This is a genomic window from Streptomyces sp. GQFP (genome assembly GCF_021545335.1).
GTDB lineage: Bacteria > Actinomycetota > Actinomycetes > Streptomycetales > Streptomycetaceae > Streptomyces.
This window is the reverse complement of sequence record NZ_CP089312.1, coordinates 6215734-6235930: the sequence shown is the minus strand read 5'-3', so window position 1 is coordinate 6235930 and position 20197 is coordinate 6215734. Positions and strand designations below refer to the sequence as shown.

Annotated in this window: 22 protein-coding genes, 2 pseudogenes and 1 riboswitch; of the genes and pseudogenes, 7 read left to right on the top strand and 17 right to left on the bottom strand. The window is 67.9% G+C overall.

What is annotated here, in order from left to right; translation table 11 throughout:
• Positions 1 to 81 precede the first annotated feature (81 nt).
• Both LUX31_RS27975 and LUX31_RS27970 read left to right on the top strand, forming a co-directional pair.
• On the top strand, positions 82 to 339 hold the full coding sequence (locus LUX31_RS27975; RefSeq protein ID WP_235478079.1) for a hypothetical protein: 258 nt from the start codon (positions 82 to 84) through the stop codon (positions 337 to 339).
• A complete protein-coding gene (locus LUX31_RS27970) occupies positions 336 to 605 on the top strand; it encodes a hypothetical protein (RefSeq protein ID WP_235478078.1) in 270 nt (89 codons plus the stop codon). Before LUX31_RS27975 ends, LUX31_RS27970 begins: the two co-directional genes overlap by 4 nt.
• 154 nt (positions 606 to 759) lie before the next feature.
• On the opposite strand, the gene LUX31_RS27965 is transcribed toward LUX31_RS27970, so the two are convergent.
• A complete protein-coding gene (locus LUX31_RS27965; protein ID WP_235478077.1) occupies positions 760 to 981 on the bottom strand; it encodes a DUF397 domain-containing protein in 222 nt (73 codons plus the stop codon).
• Positions 978 to 1844, bottom strand: a complete 867-nt coding sequence (locus LUX31_RS27960; protein WP_328285737.1) for a DUF5753 domain-containing protein — start codon at positions 1842 to 1844, stop codon at positions 978 to 980. The genes LUX31_RS27965 and LUX31_RS27960 overlap by 4 nt, the downstream gene beginning before the upstream one ends.
• Before the next feature lie 243 nt (positions 1845 to 2087).
• Here LUX31_RS27960 and LUX31_RS27955 point away from each other — a divergent pair, with 243 nt between their 5' ends.
• The 4 genes from LUX31_RS27955 to LUX31_RS27940 all read left to right on the top strand — a co-directional run bounded on the left by LUX31_RS27955 (position 2088) and on the right by LUX31_RS27940 (position 4566).
• The gene (locus LUX31_RS27955) at positions 2088 to 2531 is read left to right on the top strand and encodes an ATP-binding protein (protein WP_235478075.1); all 444 of its coding nucleotides are present in this window, start codon (positions 2088 to 2090) and stop codon (positions 2529 to 2531) included.
• Complete coding sequence (locus LUX31_RS27950) at positions 2528 to 2992, top strand: hypothetical protein (protein WP_235478074.1); 465 nt, start codon at positions 2528 to 2530, stop codon at positions 2990 to 2992. The genes LUX31_RS27955 and LUX31_RS27950 overlap by 4 nt, the downstream gene beginning before the upstream one ends.
• Positions 2993 to 3175: 183 nt before the next feature.
• Positions 3176 to 3637 carry a glycine-rich domain-containing protein gene (locus LUX31_RS27945; RefSeq protein WP_235478073.1) on the top strand — a complete coding sequence of 154 codons (462 nt, stop codon included), beginning with the start codon at positions 3176 to 3178 and terminating at the stop codon, positions 3635 to 3637.
• Positions 3638 to 3735: 98 nt separating this feature from the next.
• A complete protein-coding gene (locus LUX31_RS27940; protein ID WP_235478072.1) occupies positions 3736 to 4566 on the top strand; it encodes a phosphotransferase in 831 nt (276 codons plus the stop codon).
• 123 nt (positions 4567 to 4689) lie between these two features.
• Here the strand turns inward: LUX31_RS27940 and LUX31_RS27935 are convergent, their stop codons facing one another.
• The 8 genes and pseudogenes from LUX31_RS27935 to LUX31_RS27900 all read right to left on the bottom strand — a co-directional run bounded on the left by LUX31_RS27935 (position 4690) and on the right by LUX31_RS27900 (position 12910).
• Positions 4690 to 5649, bottom strand: a complete 960-nt coding sequence (locus LUX31_RS27935) for a Ppx/GppA phosphatase family protein (RefSeq protein WP_235478071.1) — start codon at positions 5647 to 5649, stop codon at positions 4690 to 4692.
• A gap of 206 nt (positions 5650 to 5855) precedes the next feature.
• A complete protein-coding gene (locus LUX31_RS27930) occupies positions 5856 to 6374 on the bottom strand; it encodes a DUF501 domain-containing protein (RefSeq protein ID WP_235478070.1) in 519 nt (172 codons plus the stop codon).
• A gap of 32 nt (positions 6375 to 6406) precedes the next feature.
• A complete protein-coding gene (locus LUX31_RS27925) occupies positions 6407 to 6901 on the bottom strand; it encodes an FtsB family cell division protein (protein WP_235478069.1) in 495 nt (164 codons plus the stop codon).
• 92 nt (positions 6902 to 6993) lie between these two features.
• Positions 6994 to 8274, bottom strand: a complete 1281-nt coding sequence (gene eno / locus LUX31_RS27920) for a phosphopyruvate hydratase (RefSeq protein WP_235478068.1) — start codon at positions 8272 to 8274, stop codon at positions 6994 to 6996.
• A 331-nt stretch (positions 8275 to 8605) separates the two neighbouring features.
• Positions 8606 to 9322, bottom strand: a complete 717-nt coding sequence (locus LUX31_RS27915; protein WP_235478067.1) for a LysM peptidoglycan-binding domain-containing protein — start codon at positions 9320 to 9322, stop codon at positions 8606 to 8608.
• Positions 9323 to 9325: 3 nt separating this feature from the next.
• A riboswitch (cyclic di-AMP (ydaO/yuaA leader) is annotated at positions 9326 to 9496 on the bottom strand.
• 183 nt (positions 9497 to 9679) lie between these two features.
• On the bottom strand, positions 9680 to 10558 hold the full coding sequence (locus LUX31_RS27910; RefSeq protein WP_235478066.1) for a LysM peptidoglycan-binding domain-containing protein: 879 nt from the start codon (positions 10556 to 10558) through the stop codon (positions 9680 to 9682).
• Between the two features lie 162 nt (positions 10559 to 10720).
• Positions 10721 to 10873 (bottom strand): annotated as a pseudogene (locus tag LUX31_RS27905) (cytochrome P450); the annotation flags it as partial.
• Between the two features lie 54 nt (positions 10874 to 10927).
• Positions 10928 to 12910, bottom strand: a complete 1983-nt coding sequence (locus LUX31_RS27900) for a recombinase family protein (RefSeq protein WP_235478065.1) — start codon at positions 12908 to 12910, stop codon at positions 10928 to 10930.
• Positions 12911 to 13107: 197 nt separating this feature from the next.
• Here LUX31_RS27900 and LUX31_RS27895 point away from each other — a divergent pair, with 197 nt between their 5' ends.
• Entirely contained in the window at positions 13108 to 14364 is a 1257-nt protein-coding gene (locus LUX31_RS27895) for a cytochrome P450 family protein (RefSeq protein ID WP_235478064.1), read from the top strand.
• A 200-nt stretch (positions 14365 to 14564) separates the two neighbouring features.
• Here LUX31_RS27895 and LUX31_RS37985 read toward each other — a convergent pair whose 3' ends face one another.
• From LUX31_RS37985 to LUX31_RS27865, 7 genes and pseudogenes are all read right to left on the bottom strand, one after another.
• Positions 14565 to 14807 (bottom strand): DUF7848 domain-containing protein, encoded by a 243-nt coding sequence (locus LUX31_RS37985; RefSeq protein ID WP_443046007.1) that lies wholly within the window; start codon positions 14805 to 14807, stop codon positions 14565 to 14567.
• A 306-nt stretch (positions 14808 to 15113) separates the two neighbouring features.
• A complete protein-coding gene (locus tag LUX31_RS27890) occupies positions 15114 to 15965 on the bottom strand; it encodes a helix-turn-helix domain-containing protein (RefSeq protein WP_235478063.1) in 852 nt (283 codons plus the stop codon).
• Positions 15966 to 15978: 13 nt separating this feature from the next.
• A complete protein-coding gene (locus LUX31_RS27885) occupies positions 15979 to 16503 on the bottom strand; it encodes a DUF6879 family protein (protein ID WP_235478062.1) in 525 nt (174 codons plus the stop codon).
• Positions 16475 to 16717, bottom strand: a complete 243-nt coding sequence (locus tag LUX31_RS27880) for a hypothetical protein (RefSeq protein WP_235478061.1) — start codon at positions 16715 to 16717, stop codon at positions 16475 to 16477. The genes LUX31_RS27885 and LUX31_RS27880 overlap by 29 nt, the downstream gene beginning before the upstream one ends.
• A 130-nt stretch (positions 16718 to 16847) precedes the next feature.
• Positions 16848 to 17058: pseudogene (locus LUX31_RS27875) on the bottom strand (cytochrome P450); the annotation flags it as partial.
• 24 nt (positions 17059 to 17082) lie between these two features.
• Positions 17083 to 19014, bottom strand: a complete 1932-nt coding sequence (locus tag LUX31_RS27870; RefSeq protein ID WP_235478060.1) for a hypothetical protein — start codon at positions 19012 to 19014, stop codon at positions 17083 to 17085.
• A gap of 73 nt (positions 19015 to 19087) precedes the next feature.
• Positions 19088 to 20101, bottom strand: coding sequence for a nucleoside triphosphate pyrophosphohydrolase (locus LUX31_RS27865; RefSeq protein WP_235478059.1), 1014 nt, complete (start codon positions 20099 to 20101; stop codon positions 19088 to 19090).
• Positions 20102 to 20197: the final 96 nt, after the last annotated feature.

The window sequence follows — 20197 nt, the reverse complement described above, 5'->3', positions numbered from 1 at the left end:
CACCCCGCCCGCCCCGGCACCGCGCCGCCGCCCCCGGGGCGGGCCCCGCCGTCTCCCCCACTCTGAAATGAGGCACCACCCATGAGCCCCGAGAACAAGCGCGCCATCCGCACCGCCCTGCAAACCGTGCTCGCCATCGCCGCCGCCGTTCCCCTGCTCGCCGCCGCCATCGCGCAGGCCGGCGGACTGAACGAGGCCGCGCCGTGGCTCGCCGGCGCCGCATCCGAGGCCGTCGCCGTCGCCGCAGGGTTCGCCCGCATCATGGCCCTGCCCTCGGTTGAGGCGTTCCTCGACCGATTCGGCATCGGCCTCACCGACGAGGGAGGCAGCACCGAGTGACCACGCAGCCCCCGCTATCCGACCCGGCCGCCGTCGCCCTCGAACTGGAGCGGATACGCCGGACGATCGAGGTGGGATTCACCCGCACTGACGGAGCGCTCGCCCTACTCGTGCAGCGCCACGACCAGACCGACGAGGAGATCAAGGAACACGCGCGCCGACTCGACACCCTCGAACGCGGACGCTGGCCCCTGCCGTCCGTCGCCGCCCTGGTCGGTCTCATCGGCCTCGCCTTGTCCCTGTACACCTTTGCTACCCGCCCATAAGCGCGCCCCCACGCGGCCCCCGTACGGGGGCCGCGTGGGGGCGTTGTCCTGTTCCCCGGGCCGTCCTATCGCCGTAGGCTCGCCCCGGGCCCGCACGACGGACGGCCCGCCCCCGAATGCCGCGGGGGCGGGCCGTCGTTGCGCGCAGGATTCCTTACTTGATGCCGCCGAACCTGCCCTCGGCCACGGCCGAGACGAATGCAGACAGCGGCCCACGGTCGAGCAGCAGCGCAGGCCCCTGCGGGTTCTTGCTGTCTCGAACGGCGATCGTCTCAGCATCAACGATGCCGCACTCGACGCAGTCAGACTGTGCCGCGGACGCCGAGGACTTCCACCACGTCACGGGGAGAGTCGACGCGTCGTCAACATGGCTCATACGCTTATCTTCCTTATCTCAGTGATCAACTCGGCCGTAGCCTCGACCGAGAGCGCAGCAGACGACAGCCGTTGCCAGGCGTCCCGATACGAAGAGACTTTCTCCCGGTCCTCCACATACAGCGCCGCCGTCAGTGCCTCTGTGTGCACGACGTCGAGGTCAGTGTGCGCGCCGAATCCAAGGATGGTGAATGTCCCTGTCTGGCCAACGTGCAAGGGCGCGTCCGCCCGAAGAACCTGGATGTTCACGTTGGGCCGCTTCCCCATCGACAGCAGGCGGCCCAACTGTTCATCCATCACGCCCGGCGTCTCCGACGTCGACCGTAGGGCCTGCTCGGCAATGATCGCCCACAGCGCGAGCGGCTCCTCGCGGGTGAGTACTGCCTGACGCGCGAGCCGCACCTCGACCAGCGCATCGACACGCGCCTCGACCGCCTCGGACATCGCCGTTGCCCGGATGACCTCCCGCGCGTACTCAGCTGTCTGTAGCAGGCCAGGAATCAGGCCCAGTTGCCACGTCGAAACCGATTCCGCCTCGGCCTCAAGGCTGATCAAGTCCTCGTAAACGGGCGTGAGTACGCCTCGGTACGAGTGCCACCAGCCACGTTGGGCTCCCTCCCGAGTCAGCGTGAGCAGGGCGGCGCGTAGTTCATCGTCCACCTCGCGGCCCAGGTCGACGTACAGAGCGAGCAGAGCCTCGATGTCCTTCGCCTTGGCTGGACTTTTGGCCGTTTCGATCCTCGACAACTTCGAGGACACGAACGTCCCGTTGGACCTCTCCGCGACCTCTTCGAGGGTCAGATCGCCGCGTAGCGCCTTGAGTTTTGCGCCGAGGCGTCGCCGGCGCACGGTAGGCGCACTCACGTCGTATCCCTCCCCTTCTGCGGCTTGCCGAACAGTCTGCCGTGCCCCCTCTTCGGCTGTCACCTGCGTACTTAACACGAGACCTCCCCCTCGCACAGGCATATGCAATTTTCTACGAACACACGATAGGGCTTGCAGTAGTGTGAGTTGGGGGAGCAATCTGGTGTGACGAAATGCAACCTTGGCCGCGATCGTGCTACGAAGTAAGCGCGCAGCGTGGCGCCTTCCCGTGAGGGGACATGCATGATCGAACGCTGGCAGGCAACACCGCCCGCCTCTTGCACACTGCCCGATGGGCCACCGCCGATTTTGTTACTCGGTGGCGAGCCAGAGTCAGCCAAAGCCGCCCGAGATTTCGCACGTGAGTACGTCGGTTACCACGTTCCGGGCGCATCCGATGACTACCTCGATAGCGTCATCCTCGTGACGTGCGAGCTGGTCACGAACGCCGTGCGATACGGCACCGAACCCGGCGACTCCGTACGCGTGACGCTCGACGCCGACGACAACCGGACGCGCGTCGAGGTACAAGACCCTCGACGCCGGCCACCGCAGCGACGGCCCGAGTCCGATGAACGCGGCCGAGGTCGCGGCCTGTTCATCCTCGACGCTCTGTGCCCCGACGCCTGGGGACACACCCCGGCCCCGTTCGGGAAAGTCGTGTGGGCGGAGGTGAAGGCCACGTGACCACAGACGGCATCGCCGCCCCGCCCGGCCCCGGGTTCGTCGCCGGCATCTGCTTGGGGACCGGAGTGCACCGCGGTTACCTGTTCCCGGTTGCCCAACTGCTCGCCTATCACGCGCCGCCGCACCTCGACCATGAGAGCGTCGACAGCATCCGCGAGGGCATGCAGGCGTTCGCCGAAGGGCTGCGCCTCGGCCCGCACGACGGCCCCCCGCCGCGCATCGGGCACCGAATCCGCATACGGCAGGGCTCACCCTGGCTCGACTACGGCGACGGCGCACACCGCCTACAACTACCCGCCGCCCGCTCCTGGCTGGACGTTGTTGAAGCCGGCGGGCCCGTCCGCATCCTGGTCGTGTTCGAGCCGCTTGCCGACGGGGCCGGAAAAACAGAGATCGACGCGCACGTACGCGAGTGCTTTGAGCGCGGCGCGATGCGCTGGGGCACGACGTATCACGTCTGACCTACCCGCCATGCACGGAAGAACGGGCCGCCCCGAGGTGAGATGGACCCCGGGCCGACCCGCCAGAGGTCGAGCGTAACGGGCCTGAAGCCCCGCCCCGCCCACCAAGTAGGAGCAAGGCCGAAAGTGGGCGGGGCGGTCAGCAAGTGCAAGCAACCATCCACACAACATGGAGGCAAGCACGTGACCACGATGCAGGAACACCCCGCAACCGACGCGCGCACGCTGCTCAGCGCGGAGATGCGGGCAACCCTCGTGTCCAACATGATCGACAAGTTCCCGCAGCTCAGCGAGGACAAGGCAGACCGAGGTGTCGGGCAGATGCTCGCATTCCTCGCAGCGTGCAACTACGCCGGTCGCCCGCTCAGCCCGTCACCGCTCGTCGATGACTTCTGGCACGCCTTCCTGCTCCACACCAAGGCGTACGCCGAGTTCTGCGAGCAGCGGTTCGGCCGCTTCATGCACCACCAGCCCGGATTCCTCGACAAGGAGGAGCACGGCGGTGGCAAGGCACTGCGCGCGCTGACCGTCGACTCGATCACCCTCGCCGGGTACGAGATCGACATGGAGTTCTGGCCCGAGCTGGACCTCGCCGACTGCTCGCAGTGCCACGCGAACTGCTCGGACAGCCCGAACCACCCGTAGCGGTTCCGGTTCCCCTCTGTCGGTCCTCGGTCTGTGCCACGCTGTGGCCAGGTCGGGGGCCGACCCCGTTTTCGCTCGACCAACGCAGGAGACCGCGGGTGGACCGCATCGAATGGCACGACCTACCGGCAACGACCCGGGCCGCCGTCGAGCGGCATACAGGCCCGGTCGAGACGGCCGAGACCGCACCGCACGGCGTCATGTCCCGGCTCGCCTGCACCGTCCGCACACCAGCGGGGCGAGCATTCATCAAGGGCACTCGGCACGACGACCCCCAGGCATGGGTGTACCGCCACGAAGCGCGGGTCACACGATGCGCGCCTCTCGCCCCGCGCGTGCTGTGGGAGGCCGAGGCCGGCGGATGGATGCTCTACGGGTACGAGTACATCGAGGGGCGACACCCGAACCTGACTCCAGGGTCCGACGATCTCGCCCCACTGCTGCGCACGCTTACCGTCATGTCCCAGGAGCCATGGCCCGAGGAATTGAACAAGAAGCCGCTTCACACACGGTGGACCGAGTTTCTGCCCGAGGACGTGCCACCCGGACTGCAAGGCCGAGGACTCGCCCACACGGACATGTCCCCGCACAACATGCTGAGGACCCCCGGCGGCGAGTTGCTGCTACTGGACTGGGCCCTTTCCTGCCCCGCCCCCGCATGGGCAGACACCGCACTGACAGTGCCCCGGCTCATCTCCGCCGGCCACACACCAGAACAGGCCGAGACGATGGCCCGGCAAGTCCCCGCGTACCGAGTGGCCGACCCTGCCACCGTCACCACCTTCGCGCGCACCGTCTACGCCGCATGGGAAAACTGGGAACGCACGCGCCCCATGCCCCACAGGGCCGCCCTTACCGCCGCTGCCCAGGTATGGGCCACGCACCGCGAGAAAGGGCGCCAGACGGGCGCCCACGCCCTTTCTCCTTGATCAGCCGCACCGCCCTTGATCTCCCGAAGGGGCGGCGCGGTCCCCGCAAACAGAGCGCCCCCGGCAGTCCGCCGGGGGCGCTCCGCTGCGCCTCCCCCTTCATCGGGGGCGCGTTACCGCAGGTCAGCGCCAATGATCATCTGAGGCGCAATAGTGCGCAATCCCATCCAGAATGTCGTGCTCGCTCACCACGACCTCCGCCGCCCCGATCCGCTCCATGATCGACAGCAGTACGAGCGCCCCCGCGCCGATCACATCCACCCGCCCCGGATGCATGGACGGAATCGCGGCCCGCTCGGCATGAGTGGACCGGAGAAGCGTCTCGGTGATCTCGCGGACGCGGTCGTAGGAGACCCGGGAGTGGTGGATGGCCTCGGAGTCGTACTCGGGCAGGTTCTGCGCGATCGCCGACACCGTGGTGACGGACCCGGCCAGCCCGACGAGCGTGCGCGCCTCGCTCAGCGGGACGCTCTGCTCCGCCAGGTCGAGGGCGGCCTCGATGTCGGCGCGGATGGCGGCGACCTCCACCTCCCCCGGCGGATCCACGACGTGCCCGTCCCGCACGAGATGCCGCTCGGTCATCCGTACGCACCCGATGTCCACGGACCGCGCCCCGCGCACGTGGTCGTCGCCGACCACGAACTCGGTCGAGCCGCCGCCGATGTCCACGACGAGGTAGGGCTTGGCGAGGTCGTCGCGCCCCGTCAGTTCCTTGGTGGCGCCGGTGAAGGAGAACTCGGCCTCCTGGTCGCCCGAGATCACCTCGGGCTCGACACCGAGGATGTCCAGTACCCCCCGTACGAACTCGTCCCGGTTCTCCGCGTCCCGGGAGGCGGACGTCGCAACGAACCGCAGCCGCTCGGCACCGTGCTCCTTGATGACCCCGGCGTACTCCCGACAGGCCGCGAAGGTCCGCTCCAACGCCTCGGGGGCGAGTCGTCCCGTGCGGTCGACACCCTGACCGAGCCGGACAATGGTCATCCGCCGGTCCAGCTCGACGAGTTCCCCGGTGACGGGGTCTACGTCGGCGACGAGAAGGCGGATCGAGTTCGTACCGCAGTCGATGGCGGCGACGCGAGTCATGGGCGGGTCCTTCGGGTTGGCATTTCAGCCCGTCCGGCGTTTGAGGACGAGCGCGTTCAGCGCGAGCTTTTCCCACCCACCCCGGCCCGCCGTCCCAGCCCGTCCGGCGTTTGAGGACGAGGCCGTTCAGGCCGACAGCGGGGGTCTGGGGGCGCAGCCCCCAGGAACGGGATGGGACGGGTAGGGGCGGCGGGGGCGAAAGAAACTCACTCGCCCGGCACCACACACGCCCCCTTCGCCCACCACTCCGGCAGCATCGCGATCGCCTCGTCGCCCAGCGGGTTCACCCCGGGGCCCGCGGCCAGCGAGTGGCCCACCAGGACGTGCAGGCACTTCACCCGGTCCGGCATACCGCCCGCGCTCGGGAAGCCCTCCAGGACCTCGATCGCGTCACGGCGCGCGATGTAGTCCTCGTGCGCGGCCCGATACGCCGCGGCCAGCTCCGGATCCGTCGCCAGACGTTCCGTCATCTCCTTCATCACGCCGTTCGCCTCCAGCGTGCCGATCGCCGAGGCGGCGCGCGGGCACGTCAGGTAGTACGTCGTCGGGAAGGGCGTCCCGTCCGGCAGCCGCGGAGCCGTCTCCACGACGTCCGGCTGACCGCAGGGACAGCGGTGCGCGATCGCGCGCAGCCCGCGAGGCGGGCGGCCCAGCTGCTGCTTGAAGGCCTCGACGTCCGCGTCGGTGGGCTCGGTGCGCGGGGTGGGAGGCGGGGGCGTATGCATGCCTGTACGTGTGTCTCTCTAGTCAGTTCACTTCACTGGTTCACGGCGTCGGCCCGGCCGGACTGATCGGCCTTGTCCACGCCGTCCCAGACGTTCGCGTACCAGGGCCGGTCGGCCGCGCCCAGGTCGGCGCGCGACTGCTTCGCCGCGTCCGGGTCGATCACGACGTACCCGGTCTCGCCCGGCATCACATAGTGCAGCCGCTGCCGGATCTGCTGCTGCGCGTACGCGTCGTCCTGCCAGCGTGCCTTCTGGTCGCGGAGCTGCTCGACCCGCTGCCTGGCCTGGTCGCGTTCGCGTTCCAGTTCGGCGATGTCGGCGCGCTGGGAGACGTACTGCCTTATCGGGTAGGCGAGGGCCACGATCAGCGAGCACAGGACCAGGGCGAGCAGGGCCGCCCGGCCGGTCAGGCGGGAGCGGCGGGCCTGGCGCTTGGTCTGGGAACGGTAGACGCGGGCCGCCGTCTGTTCGCCGAGCAGCTTGATCCTGGTCGCCGTGGAGAAACGGTCCCGGTCCTTCACGGCCATGTCCCGCTTCCCCTTCCTACGCGCGTACGTCCCCGCACACGGTACGGGACCGGGTACGGGGACGTACGTACGACTCTTCTTACTGTTGCCGATCAGCCCTTGAAGCGGGGGAAGGCCGAGCGACCGGCGTACACCGCCGCGTCGTCGAGGATCTCCTCGATGCGCAGCAGCTGGTTGTACTTGGCGACGCGGTCCGAGCGGGCCGGGGCGCCGGTCTTGATCTGGCCGCAGTTCACGGCGACGGCGAGGTCGGCGATGGTGACGTCCTCGGTCTCGCCGGAGCGGTGGGACATCATGCACTTGAAGCCGTTGCGCTGGGCCAGCTCGACGGCGTCCAGGGTCTCGGTGAGCGAGCCGATCTGGTTCACCTTGACGAGCAGGGCGTTGGCCGAGCCCTCCTCGATGCCACGGGCGAGGCGCTCGGGGTTGGTGACGAAGAGGTCGTCGCCGACGATCTGGACCTTGTCGCCCAGCTTGTCGGTGATGGTCTTCCAGCCGTCCCAGTCGTCCTCGTACAGCGGGTCCTCGATGGAGATGAGCGGGTACGCGGAGACGAGCTCCTCGTAGTACTCGGTCATCTCGGCGGCCGTGCGGGACTTGCCCTCGAACTCGTACTTGCCGTCCTTGTAGAACTCGGACGCGGCGACGTCGAGCGCGAGACCGATCTGCTCACCGGGGACGTAGCCGGCCTGCTTGATGGCCTCGATGATGAGGTCGAGCGCGGCGCGGTTGGACTCCAGGTTCGGGGCGAAGCCGCCCTCGTCGCCGAGGCCGGTGGACAGGCCCTTGGTCTTCAGCACCTTCTTGAGGGTGTGGTAGATCTCCGCACCCCAGCGCAGCGCCTCGGAGAAGGACTCCGCGCCGATCGGGGCGATCATGAACTCCTGGATGTCCACGTTGGAGTCGGCGTGCGAGCCGCCGTTCAGGATGTTCATCATCGGAACGGGCAGCAGGTGCGCGTTCGGGCCGCCGAGGTAGCGGAAGAGGGGGAGGTCGCTGGCCTCGGAGGCGGCGTGGGCGACGGCGAGGGAGACGCCGAGGATGGCGTTGGCGCCGAGGGAGCCCTTGTTGTCGGTGGCGTCCAGGTCGAACATGGCCTGGTCGATCAGGCGCTGCTCGGTGGCGTCGTAGCCGACGAGCTCCGGGCCGATCTGCTCGATGACGGCGAGGACGGCCTTCTCGACACCCTTGCCGAGGTAGCGGTTGGGGTCACCGTCGCGCAGCTCGATGGCCTCGAAGGCGCCGGTGGAGGCGCCGGACGGGACGGCGGCACGACCGGTGCTGCCGTCATCGAGGCCGACCTCGACCTCGACGGTGGGGTTGCCTCGCGAGTCGAGGATTTCCCGGGCTACGACGACGTCGATGGACGGCACGAGCATCTCCTTCTGGGATGTGACGCGGGTACGCGGGGCTTTTTTCGCGGCCCTGCGGGATGAGCCTAACCGGCCGAGGCCGATCGGCCAGCCGTCCGACCACCCCATGGACGGAACATGGACCGAACCGAGGGTAAACATTGTTCCTCAGGGAAACAAAAAGCCCCGCCCCGGTGCGTACGGGGGAGAACGCACCGGAGCGGGGAGCCCGTGGGGGACGGGGGTGACCCTCACGAGGTCTTCACTATGGAAGGCACGGATGTGAGGGCGCTGTGGTTCACCTTCGGGCCGGCTGTTTATTTGGGGGAAGCCGGCCCGCGGGTGACCGGGGTCAGCTGAGGTGCAGCTGCTGGCCCGGGTAGATGAAGTCGGCGTCGTCGATGATGTCCTTGTTCAGCTGGAAGAGCTTCGCCCAGCCGCCCTTGACGTCGTGCGCCTCGGCGATCGCGCTGAGGGTGTCGCCCTTGACGACCTTGTACTCGCCGTCACCCTTCTCGACCTTCTTGCCGGTGGGGGTGGTGACGGTCTTCTTCGCGGCGGGCCGCTCCTGCGAACGGGAGGCCGACTGGTCGTCGGTGGAGCGGGTGCTGGTCTCGCTGGAGCCGCTGCTGGAGTTGCTGGAGCTGGAGCTACCGGAGTCGCTGGACGAGCCGCCGCTCGCACCGCCGTCGTAGGCGGCGCTGGACAGGCCCACGCCGCAGACCGGCCAGGCACCCTTGCCCTGGCCCGCGAGGACCTTCTCGGCGACGGATATCTGCGCGGACTTGGAGGCCTGGTCGGCGGTGGAGGCGTACGCGGTGCCGCCGTACGCGGCCCAGGTCGAGGCGGAGAACTGCAGACCGCCGTAGTAGCCGTTGCCGGTGTTGATGGACCAGTTGCCGCCGGACTCGCACTGGGCGACCGTGTCCCACTCGGCGGAGGTGGCGGCGGAGGCGGAGCCGGCCGCCAGCAGCGGAGCGGCGACCGCGGCGCCGGTCACACCGGCGATGGCGACGACACGGGTGGCCTTGGACGGACGACGGTGCTTGCCCTTACCGGAAAACAGCATGCGTGATCCCCTCACCGACGCCTGCGAGGTGAGCTGTCGGGTTCGGGCCGGTTGAGTTGCCCGGCCGTACGTCCGAGTCCTGGACGCACGACTTAACCCCAAGCCGCTCCGGTCAACTGCCCGGTGCGGCACTTACCTTGGGTCCCCCGCTCCTGCCTACGGCGCTTGATAGCGACGACTGTTCCCGTTCGGCCGTTGGCAGGATTCGGCGTTGCGACCGGCGGGGCCCACTGTGGCGGGCGTTGACGACCGTAAACAGGTGATCCCCTGAAATACAAAGACGATCAGGGCTTCTGAGACCTATCTCTCACTGCATTTATAACGGACATTCAGCGCGAAGCGGGACGCGAACTCTGGCTACTTTTGCCCCGGTTCGGCACCGACTTCGAGGATCTGACCGGGGAGGATGTGATTCGGGTCAGCACCGAGGAGACCCTCGTTCTCGGCGTACAGCTCGGACCATCCACCCTCAAGGCCAAGGGAGTCGGCGATGCCGCACAGGGTGTCGCCGGGACGGACGGTGTACGAGCTTTCCGCGCCCTGTGAGGAGTTGTCCCGTTCCTCACCCTTTGTCGCACCAGTGGATGAGCTGTCAGTTTCTTGTGAGGTGCCCTCGCCGGATGGCGAAGGGGACGGCGAGGGGGACGACTCGGCCACGTCGGTCGTCGCCTTGACGGAGGGCGAGGACTCGGCGGACTTGGCCTCGACCGAGGGCGCGGAGTCGGTGGAGGTGGAGGACGAGGGAGTGGGCGTGGGCATGGGCGAAGCTGACGTCGAAGTCGACTTCGGCGTCGAGGACGACGAGGAGGACGCGCCGTCCTCCGTCTCGGCCACACCCGTGTCGACGTTGGCCGAGCTGGTGTCCTTGCCCAGCCCGGACAGCAGCGCGCAGGCCTCCCAGACCCCGGCGCCCCGGTCGGCGAGCACACTCTCGGCGACGGCGATCTGCTGCGAACGGCTGGCCTGGTCGGCACTCGGGGCGTACGTGAGACCGCCGTACGCCTCCCAGTCCGCCTGCGTCAGCTGGAGCCCGCCGTAGAACCCGTTGCCGCTGTTGGCGCTCCAGGAGCCGCCGCTCTCGCACTCCGCGACCCTGTCCCACGTGGTGCCGCTTGCCGCGCTCGCGCCGGTCGCGGCGAGCAGCGGGATGGCGAGGGCGGAGCCGGTCACGCCGGCCGCGACAAGCAGAGCCGGGGCCTGACGGGGGCGACGATGACGACCGTTCCCGGAGAGCATGCGGTTGCCTTTCGCGAGACAGTGGGGGCCGGTGCGACGGATGTTGCAGGGCGTCGCACTAGTGGTCGAACGTATCGACAGACGATCACTTGTCACAAGTTAATGCCGCACAGATCACGTGAAGATCACATTGTTGAGGGAGTGTCACCTTCCCGTGATCCTCTACGGCACCACTGGCGGGGTATGCCCCGATTCGCGAACCGGCGTGAACTCGACGGGCAGGGTGCGCAGTCCACGCATGATGAGCCCGCCCCGCCATCGCAACTCGCTCACGGCGACGGCGAGTTGCAGGTCGGGGAGGCTGGTGAGGATGGTGCCGGGTCGCGGAGTTCTCTGTATGGGTCATCCACAGCCCCGGCACCGGATTGGCTACGGCTGCCCGTCCCGGTCCTCGGCAACCGCACTCCGGACCTCGCCGAGCAGCCCGGACGGGAACCGAGCGGTCACCGTGAGCTGCGGCAAGGTCGGCCGCTGGTAGGCACTGACTCCAGAGACATCGGCATCCAGAGTCTTCACGACCTCCGGCCACGCGCCCTTCTGCCACCAGGAGAGCTGGCGCTCGCGAATCGGGTTGATGGGCCCCCAGGTAAGCGGCATATCACCCCAGGTGAGGCCATGGCGAAGCCGGTGGAGCATCCCCTCGAACTGGAGCCGGATGTCGTACTTGCTCATGAAGTGACGCTTGGTGAAGTACGGCCGCAGTACCTCCAGCACCTTCTCCCACTGCTCGTCATCAGGATCCGGCGGGACCTTCGTGCCGGTTGTCCAGTGCCACTCGCTGACGGCGCACCTTCCGCCAGGCTTGCCGAAGATGGCTGTTTCGCCGGGGACGACCTTGACGTCGAACATGTCGAAGACCTGCTTGCGCTCTTCCAGAGTCAGGTTCCGCAGCCGCTCCTCGGCACTGCTCGCGATGCCGACGAGGTCGCCCGCCCGGCGTTCATGATCGGCGTACGCCTCCAGCCACTGCTGGGCGAACCTGCGCTGCGCCCGGAAATCCGCCACTTCGCTCTCGAGCGCTGCGATTGAGGCCTTGAGTACCGCTGGGTCGACACCGGCGCGTACGTACTCGGGGATCCGCACCTCGATCAGGTGCTCCTGTTCGGCGATTCTGGTCGTGAACTCGGAGACGCGCTTCTCGTACTTCTCCCTGTCCCCGGAGGGACTGCCCGCTCGCTCGGCAGACAGGCCCTCTGTACAACCTTCGGCTTCAAGGAGCCTGGCCATCAACGTCCAGACGGCACCTTCGATGCCGTCTGCCTCAAAGTGGGGCTCACCGCACGAGGGGACCTTGAAAAGCCCCTTGCAGCGGTATGAACGGCCGGCGGCCCTGCCTGCTCCGGTGTACACCTCGCCGCACAAACCGTGAATCCGCCCGGTGAGGGGATACACGCCGTTCCCACGCCGACCGTTCTGGAAGCCGAGCCTCTTCAGAGCAGCCATGAGCTGTGCGGCCCGTTCCATGGAGAAGATGGGCGGGACACCGATTTTGACCGGCGCGCCATGGACTGGTGTGCCGTCTTCACCACGTCGGGTGTGGTTCTTTCCGTTACCGCGATCGGTCTTTCGGTAGACCACGTAGCCATCGTGGATGGTTTCACTGTGAAGGCGGCTGCGGAGGTTGGCAACGCTCCAAGGGACGCCGCTGCGCGCGAAGATCCTGCGGCTGTTCAGCTCTCCACAAGCCTCGGTGAGGTTCATACCGTGGTCGACGATGAGTTCCGCGGCGACAGCGAGGACCATGGATTCATCGGCGTCGGTGACCAGGACGGAGAAGCGCTTGCGGCGTCCTCCGACATCTCTGACGTCCTTCTCGATCCTGTAGCCATAGGGAGCAGGGCCACCGGGCCAGCCGCCGTAACTGATCTTCAGCTCTCGGCCGGCGACGGTGCGCTCATTGATACGTCGCCAGTCCATCTCGGCGAAGGTGACGTACCGCGTGAACTGCTGCCAGCCGCCTTCGGTGCTGGTATCGATTCCTTCGGTGATCGAGATGAAGTGGACACCGACGTCAGCCATGTTCCACGCCCATTGGTAGGCGGCTCGGGCCGTGCGTCCGATGCGGTCAACCTTGGGAACGAGGATGCGGTTGAAGCACTGCTGGCGTGCCTCGACAACGAGTCGGTCCATCTCGGGGCGGCTCTCCAGGGCCCCGGACACAGCTTCGTCCACATAGGAGTCGTAGACAGTGACTTCGGGGTGCCGCTCGAGCCACTCGTCGGAGAGCCTGTCCTGGTCTTCGAGCCCGAAGCCGTCGAGCTGATCGAGTGTGGAGACGCGCGCGTACTTGGCTACGACGACGGCCGTTGGTGCTGCAGGGGCCGCAAGGCATGGGCGTGCCAGAATGGGCATGTTCAGTCCTCCGAGACTGTTCCGTCCCCGGGGTGTTGGCTCACCGCCGGGAAGGTTCCGGCTCCTTTGCGCTGTCGCAAGCGCTCTGGGGCCGGTGCCGTTTTGGGGAACTTTACCCGCCGCTCTGTACAGTTGAGGGCGAATTGCACAAGTCGGCGCCCCCTCCCACGCGATACGGCTACCGGTACCGTCACCCCGTGAACGCCCCTCATACCGAACCCGTGCTCTTCACCTGGGAATTCGCCGCCGATCCCTACCCTGCTTACGCGTGGCTCCGCGAACACTCACCCGTGCACCGCACGACGCTCCCCAGCGGAGTGGATGCCTGGCTGGTCACCCGGTACGCGGACGCCAAACAGGCGCTCGCCGACCAACGCCTGTCCAAGAACCCGGTGCACCATTCCGAGGGCGCCCAGGGCAAGAGCAAGACGGGCATCCCCGGCGAGCGCAGTGCCAACCTCATGACTCACCTGCTCAACATCGACCCGCCGGACCACACACGGCTCCGTCGCCTGGTCTCAAAGGCGTTCACGCCCCGCCGCGTGGCCGAGTTCGCGCCCCGCGTCCAGGAGTTGACCGACCATCTCATCGACCAGTTCGCGCATACCGGAAGCGCCGACCTCATCCACGAGTTCGCGTTCCCTCTCCCCATCTACGCCATTTGCGACCTGCTCGGCGTCCCCCGCGAGGACCAGGACGACTTCCGGGACTGGGCGGGGATGATGATCCGGCACGGCGGCGGCCCCAGAGGCGGCGTCGCACGGTCCGTGAAGAAGATGCGCGGCTATCTTGCCGAACTGATCCACCGCAAGCGCGAGGCGCTCCTGGACGACCCCGGTCCGAGCGAAGACCTCATCTCGGAGCTCATCCGCGCCTCCGACCACGGCGAGCACCTCACCGAGAACGAGGCCGCAGCCATGTGTTTCGTACTACTGTTCGCTGGTTTTGAGACCGTTATCAACTTGATCGGCAACGGCGTGTACACACTGCTGCGCAACCCGCAGCAGCGGGCGCAACTGCAGAGGTCGATCGAGCGTGGCGAACAGGAACTGCTCGACACCGGCGTCGAAGAGCTTCTCCGTTACGACGGCGCTGTCGAGTTGGCTACCTGGCGCTACGCAACCGAATCCCTCGAAGTAGGCGGACAACGAATCGCCTCAGGTGATCCCGTGCTCGTGGTCCTCGCCGCTGCCGACCGTGATCCCGCCCGCTTCGACGAGCCGGACACCCTCGACCTCTCCCGCAGGGACAACCAGCATCTTGGTTACGGACATGGCATCCACTACTGCATCGGCGCCCCACTCGCCCGCCTCGAAGGCCGGACCGCACTGGCCACTCTGCTGCGACGCCTGCCCGACCTGCGACTCGCCGCCGACCCCGCGGACCTGCGCTGGCGAGGTGGCCTGATCATGCGCGGACTACGGAACCTCCCGGTCGAGTTCACGGCCGCCTGACAGGCGTGCATCAGGACGTCGTCCAGGCCCTCGCACGGGATGCGTGAGAGATCGCAACTTTGCCGACCCACATCGACCTCAACCCGACCACCCCCGCCATGCCCTCCACACGCCGGTTCAGGGCGTCGGCACTCGGGCTCCGTCCTCACGAACTCCGGAGGGGCCTCGTCTCGGCGTCGCAGACAACCCCTTGACGTCGCTCACGGCGCCACAGGCTCTGGCGCGGACGCCGAATCGAGGCGGAAACCGACCTGGCTGACGATCCGGAACCGGACATGCTCCGGATGGAGGACAACATGCCCGACAGCCCACGCCTGCGGATCGGTGCTCCCGTCGTCGACCGACCTGCTCTCGATGCAGTCGGCGCATTCGACCCACCGTCGTGACGGCAGGGCGGATATCCCCAGGCTCGACCAGAGATCAGGGAAAGGTTCAGTCGTCACCGTTGCCCCTTCTTCCAGTCGTGCGGGTGGCGCCTGATCTCCACCGCGAGATCCGTCGCGTGCGACAGGTCGTAGGCAGGGCTCTTGGGGTTCGTAGCCTCCCGCCGCTGGCCTGCCAGAGCGGCGCAAACGTCACACCCACGAGCAGGCTGCGGCTCTTCCAGGGTGAGTGGATCAGACAGTTGGACGGGCGTCCCCGGCGTGCTTTGTGACGCCACGACTGCACCTCCCATTTCGCTTCATGCATCGAAGCTAGGCAGGGCGGAGAGGAGAGTTCCATCAAGTTCTATGAAGTTCTACGCAAACTCATCCCAGAGCATCAACGGCCGCAGCGATCAGAGCACGAGCGTTCGCCCCGTGGACAGCCAGGCTCGCCATTTCTTCGAACGCGTGGGCGTACTGAGAGATCTCGCCAGGGGTCGTTACGGTGACAGCGGCCGTCAGCAACTCCACGTGAACGCGCTCGTCGTCGAACATCGTGAACGTCTCAAGCGTCCACATGGTCCGTGATCGTCCGGCGGGGATGATCCCGACCGACACGGACGGAAGTGCCATGACCGAGAGCAGATAGCCCAGTTGGCCGGCCATGGTGGTCTCCTCTCCCACCACGTGACGGAGGACGGACTCCTCCAGCAGGATCCCGAACCGGTGCCCTCCCTCTCGGATGATGTGGGAGCGCTCGACACGGACGGCCGCGGCGTCGGCTACGTCGTCCGGCGCCCCGTGAACACGCGCGATGTTCCCCAGGAGTGCAATCGCGTACTCGTAGGTCTGGAGGAACCCGGGGATGACGGTAGAGCTGTAGACACGGAACTGTTGCGTTCGTTCGTACAGCGGGATGCGCGACTCCTGAAGCCGCCTGAGCCCTGTCCGCTGGACACGGCGCCACTCCAGGTACATCGAGTCTGCCGTGCGGTTTGCTGCCAGGAGATCCGGGATCCTGGCCTCCGCGTTGCACGCGCGACACCACGCCCGGATGTCGTCGTCCGACGGGGGCGTTGTTGCGCTTTGGAGGCGCGAAACCTTCGAGGGTTGCCAGCCGGTCAAGGCAGCAATCTCCCTACCCGTCAGCCCAGCATCACGCCGGATCTCGCTGAGTTGGTCCGCGATGGTACGGCGTGCGGCGTCAAGGGCCGTCGACGGGTAGGGAGATTGCATGGGTGCGCGTCGCTCAGATCCGGAAGTCCTCGTGCGGGATTGCCCGATCCCAGACCGCTTCGAACGCCTCCGCATGGCGCTTCACGACGTCGGCCGCGTCCTCCATCACGTCAGCGACGAACCTTCCGTCGCCCGCGAAGAGGCTGAAGCGGATCAGACGATCATCGAAGATCCACAGGTCGTTGCCGGGGATCAGGAGATCCGACGCCAGACGTCGCGGCAGCCACCGGACGTCTTCGCCGGCCGCGATGTTCTGCGGCGTGCACGCGTACTCGTAACGGATGTACTCGCTCACCGGTTCCGAAACGACGCGAGCGCGACGCATGACGACTCCGCGACTGATGGCATCCGACACGACGCCATGAAAGCCGTTCCACCACGACGAGCGGTCGCCTAGGTCATAGCTCCAACCATCGCGCCAGGCTGCGAAGCCGACGTCTTCGTCGTCGACTCCGTAGGCGTCGCGCGTCTCCAGGTGCACCGCAGAGCGATGACAGCCAGCGAGCAAGTCAGCAAACGGGGGCACGATCTGCGGCATCGAGCGCCTCCCTGATCTGCTGCGCCATACGGATGGGCAGCCGGACTACGGCTTCCGTGTCGGGGATCGGCCCCGTGGTCAGGCATTGTGCCTGAAGCACCTCGTCCGCCTTCCATCCCTGGAAGACGAACTCCTGCTCCTCCTCGTCGAGCCACACCGTCGGGCAGTGGTCGCCGTTGGTCTCGGGGTCTTTCCCGAACGAGCGTAGAGCCATGATGACCTCCGTCGTGACGCAGATTGCGCAATGTTCTACGACCATCACGCCGACGGGAGCCGCCGTCAAGAGCGCCTAGAACCGGCGGGGCTCACGTGACGGCGGTGAGAACATACGTGTCGGCCTGCTGCGCGGGCTCGTCGTGATGGGCGGGGTTCTTGGAGAGCCGGGGGTCGGCGAGGGCCTGCTTGGCGTCGCCGTAACGGGTGACCAGCCAGGCTTCGACGCCACTGGGGAGTGAGGAGTTTCGTCCGGTGCACGGGGGCGTGCTCACGGAGCCAGGCGTAGGCGGGGTAGGGGTCGGTCGCGAACTCCCAGGTGAAGAGTTCGGGTGCGGGGGTCGGGGGTGTGGCGGGGCTGGTTGGTCACTCGGTGACGGTATCGGGAGGGTCTAGGGGTTTACGGCTGGCCCAACGGATGGTGCGCAGCCACGCTTTGCCCGGCATGTCGGGCAACCATTCCTCTCCCTCAGGGGGCCCGTCCTTCTCCCCGGTCACGTTGCGGTCCGACGTCTCAGGGAGATAACCAGCCATCCGGAGCATCCGATTCGCCATCACCGGATCTTTCAGCCCCCCTGCTGTGAACCACTGCTCCGACCGGTCCGCAAGCAACCCCCCGAGCAATACCGCCGCCAGGCGGTCCCCTGCTTCCGCAGCCATCTCCAGGAACGGCTCCGCCTCCCTACGGTCTCCCCGCTTCACCAGCAGCTGCCCCAGCCGCCCTGCCGCCCCCGCCAGCCCGGCTTCCGCCGCCCGCCGGAACCAAGCCTCAGCCTCCTCACTCTCCTTCATGCTCTCGGCAAGCAGCCCCAGATTGAACAGGGCCCGCCCCTCCCCCGCCTCGGCAGCCGCCCGAAACGCCTCCCGCGCCCCCGCCACAACCACCTCGGAGTCGTACGCCGCATCCGCTCGGGCCACCCCCAGGGCAACCCACCACACCGCCCAGTCCACCGCCGGAAACGTCTCGACCTGGGACGCGGTGTCCACCAGATAGGGGGACGCCTCCCACATACTCGCGCCGCTTCTCCTCAGCATCCGCAGCACGCCATCCCGTTTCTCCGCCGCCCAGGCCAGGGCCTCGTCCACGGACTCCCGTTCCAGGCCGGCCATGGCCTCGTACCCCTCGTACACCTTCACGAGGAGGTCCTGGGGCAGCGGGCCCCGCAGTCCGCACCGGGCCAGGTCGACCGCCGCCCGGACCAGGGCGTACCCGCGCGGATGCCGATCCGCCCGCCGAGCCCGCTGCCACTCCTCCCACAGCATCGGACCAACGGCGAGATAGGCAGCCACGCCCTCGGCCCCGCACCGGCGGGCGGCATCCGTCAGCCGGGGGTCCTCGGTCTCCCCCGCCCGCTTCCGCTCCCCGTGGCTCCAGCCCCGGGGCAGCTCCACGATGTGCGCCAGATCGAGCACCCGCCCCCGGGACAACTTGCGGAACTTGTCGTACGTGTCCTCTCTCATCGTCGCGATCACAGGCACTCCCTGTGCCGCCAACTGCGCCAGCAGCCTCGGCTCCAGGCCGTCGGCTCCGAGGTGACCGTCAAGGTCGTCGAGCCACAGCGCGAAGCGTTCGCCCGGCAGGTCTCTCAGCAGGGCCGGCAGTCCGCGCAGGTTCTCGTGTCGGGCGGGCGCGAACACCCGTACGCCGGGGAGCACTCGGGCCATCGCCGCGAGAGCCGTACGCGTCTTGCCGACATACGCGTCCCCCTGTACGACGACCAGCCCGCCTTCCGAAGCGACCAACTCCACCGCCGAGTTGACCGCCGGATCGGCGTCCCGTTCGACGTACGGCGGCAGTTGGGGCAGGCCCTTGCCTCGCCGGGTCGGCCGCACCCCGTACGCCAGCGGCGCCATGCTTTCCGCCGACGGCCAGCCCACCGACCCGGGCCGAGGAGCGGCACCCGGCGCCTGCTGGACGTGCTGCACGCCGACGAACTGCCCGTTGACGGTGATCCCCTGGAAGTCGAAGCGGTCGCCCGGCGCGGTGGGCGCCGGAGCGGGGGTCGGTTCCTCGGGGCGGGCGGGCACGTCGAACTCCCTTATGAGGGAGGCGAGTTCGTCGGAGCCGTCCACGTCCCACGCGTCGGCGAGACCCTCACTCAGCCGGAAGCGCCACTCCAGCTTCCCGAACGCCGAACGAGGCCCCAACGGTCCTTTCAGACTCTGGAGTTCATGGACCCATTCGTCCTGCCCACGCAGCGCGAACCACTCCGCGAACCGGTCCCGTACCCGCTCCCAGTCCGCCGACCTGAGCCCATTGACCAGCGTCCTGGCGCCCTCGGCCGCCAGCTCGTCCATCGACCGTTCCACTCATGCCCCCCACGCCTCAACACCACCGTGGGTCAACGGTACTGACAAACCGTCGGAGCGATCAGGCCCCCGCCACCCCTTCCCGCACCCGCACCGCATCCCGGTAGGCCCGCGCGGCGACCCGCAGTGCCGCCTCCGGATCCACGCCCTCCGCCTCCGCCCGTACCGCCAGCTCCAGCAGCTCGTACCCGATGCCCTCGCCCTGCGGCAGCGGGACGTCCAGGGACGCCGTGTGTACCCGGGACGCCAGTTTCGCCGTGAGGGCGAGGGCGGGCTGGCCGAGGGGGATGCCGTCGGTCACCGACTCCCGCCGCTTCTCGACCGCCTTGGTGCGGAGCCAGTGCTCCTTCACCTCCTCCGGCGTCGTCGCCGTCTCGTCGCCGAAGACGTGTGGGTGGCGGTGGATCAGCTTGGTGACGATGCCGGCCGCGACGTCGTCGATCGAGAAGGGGGCAGTCCCGTCCTCCTCGCTCCCCTCCTCCGCGATACGCGCGTGGAACACGACCTGGAGCAGCACGTCCCCCAGTTCCTCGCGCAGCTCGTCCCGGTCGCCCTCCTCGATCGCCTCGACGAGTTCGTAGGCCTCCTCGATGCCGTACTTCGCGAGGCCCTTGTGGGTCTGGCGGGACGACCAGGGGCACTCCAGGCGGATGCGGTCCATGACCTGGACGAGGTCGAGGAGGCGGGCGCCGGGGAGGTCGTAGGAGGCGGGGAGGAGTTCCAGGTCGGGCATCCGGACGCGGCCGGAGCCCGCGAGGCGTGCCAGGCCGTCCGTGAGGGCCGGGTCGCCCTCGCCCGTCGTCACGACCACGACCGTCCGGCCGCCCGCGCAGGCGTCGATCAGCGCTTCGGCGGTCGGGGAGGCCTCCTCGACCGATATGCCGGCTTCCCGGAGGTACGGCAGCTGCGGATGCGTACCGTCCGCGCACAGCACCCGGTCGGCCGCGTGCAGCGTCTGCCAGGCGGGCCAGGACAGCAGGCCGGGCGCGACCCGGTGGCTGGTGGTGAGCAGGACGACACGACCGGGGTCGGTCCCCGTCTCCGGAGCGGTCTCGAAGCCGCTGGTTGCGTTCACCACCCGAACGTAACCCACGCCACCGACAGCCCCAGAGTTATCCACAGGTCAGGGGCGCGCACGGCCACACCGGCGTCAGCGCACCCGTACACCTAT

Bases quoted from the DNA above. Each gene is read 5' to 3' on its own strand.
- LUX31_RS27915 (WP_235478067.1), bottom strand. From the start codon at position 9,322: ATGCTGTTTTCCGGTAAGGGCAAGCACCGTCGTCCGTCCAAGGCCACC.
- LUX31_RS27925 (WP_235478069.1), bottom strand. From the start codon at position 6,901: ATGGCCGTGAAGGACCGGGACCGTTTCTCCACGGCGACCAGGATCAAG.
- LUX31_RS27910 (WP_235478066.1), bottom strand. From the start codon at position 10,558: ATGCTCTCCGGGAACGGTCGTCATCGTCGCCCCCGTCAGGCCCCGGCT.
- LUX31_RS27930 (WP_235478070.1), bottom strand. From the start codon at position 6,374: ATGCATACGCCCCCGCCTCCCACCCCGCGCACCGAGCCCACCGACGCG.
- LUX31_RS27880 (WP_235478061.1), bottom strand. From the start codon at position 16,717: ATGGCTCTACGCTCGTTCGGGAAAGACCCCGAGACCAACGGCGACCAC.
- LUX31_RS27885 (WP_235478062.1), bottom strand. From the start codon at position 16,503: ATGCCGCAGATCGTGCCCCCGTTTGCTGACTTGCTCGCTGGCTGTCAT.
- LUX31_RS27965 (WP_235478077.1), bottom strand. From the start codon at position 981: ATGAGCCATGTTGACGACGCGTCGACTCTCCCCGTGACGTGGTGGAAG.
- LUX31_RS27890 (WP_235478063.1), bottom strand. From the start codon at position 15,965: ATGCAATCTCCCTACCCGTCGACGGCCCTTGACGCCGCACGCCGTACC.
- LUX31_RS27870 (WP_235478060.1), bottom strand. From the start codon at position 19,014: ATGGACGAGCTGGCGGCCGAGGGCGCCAGGACGCTGGTCAATGGGCTC.
- LUX31_RS27975 (WP_235478079.1), top strand. From the start codon at position 82: ATGAGCCCCGAGAACAAGCGCGCCATCCGCACCGCCCTGCAAACCGTG.
- LUX31_RS27935 (WP_235478071.1), bottom strand. From the start codon at position 5,649: ATGACTCGCGTCGCCGCCATCGACTGCGGTACGAACTCGATCCGCCTT.
- LUX31_RS27900 (WP_235478065.1), bottom strand. From the start codon at position 12,910: ATGCCCATTCTGGCACGCCCATGCCTTGCGGCCCCTGCAGCACCAACG.
- LUX31_RS27955 (WP_235478075.1), top strand. From the start codon at position 2,088: ATGATCGAACGCTGGCAGGCAACACCGCCCGCCTCTTGCACACTGCCC.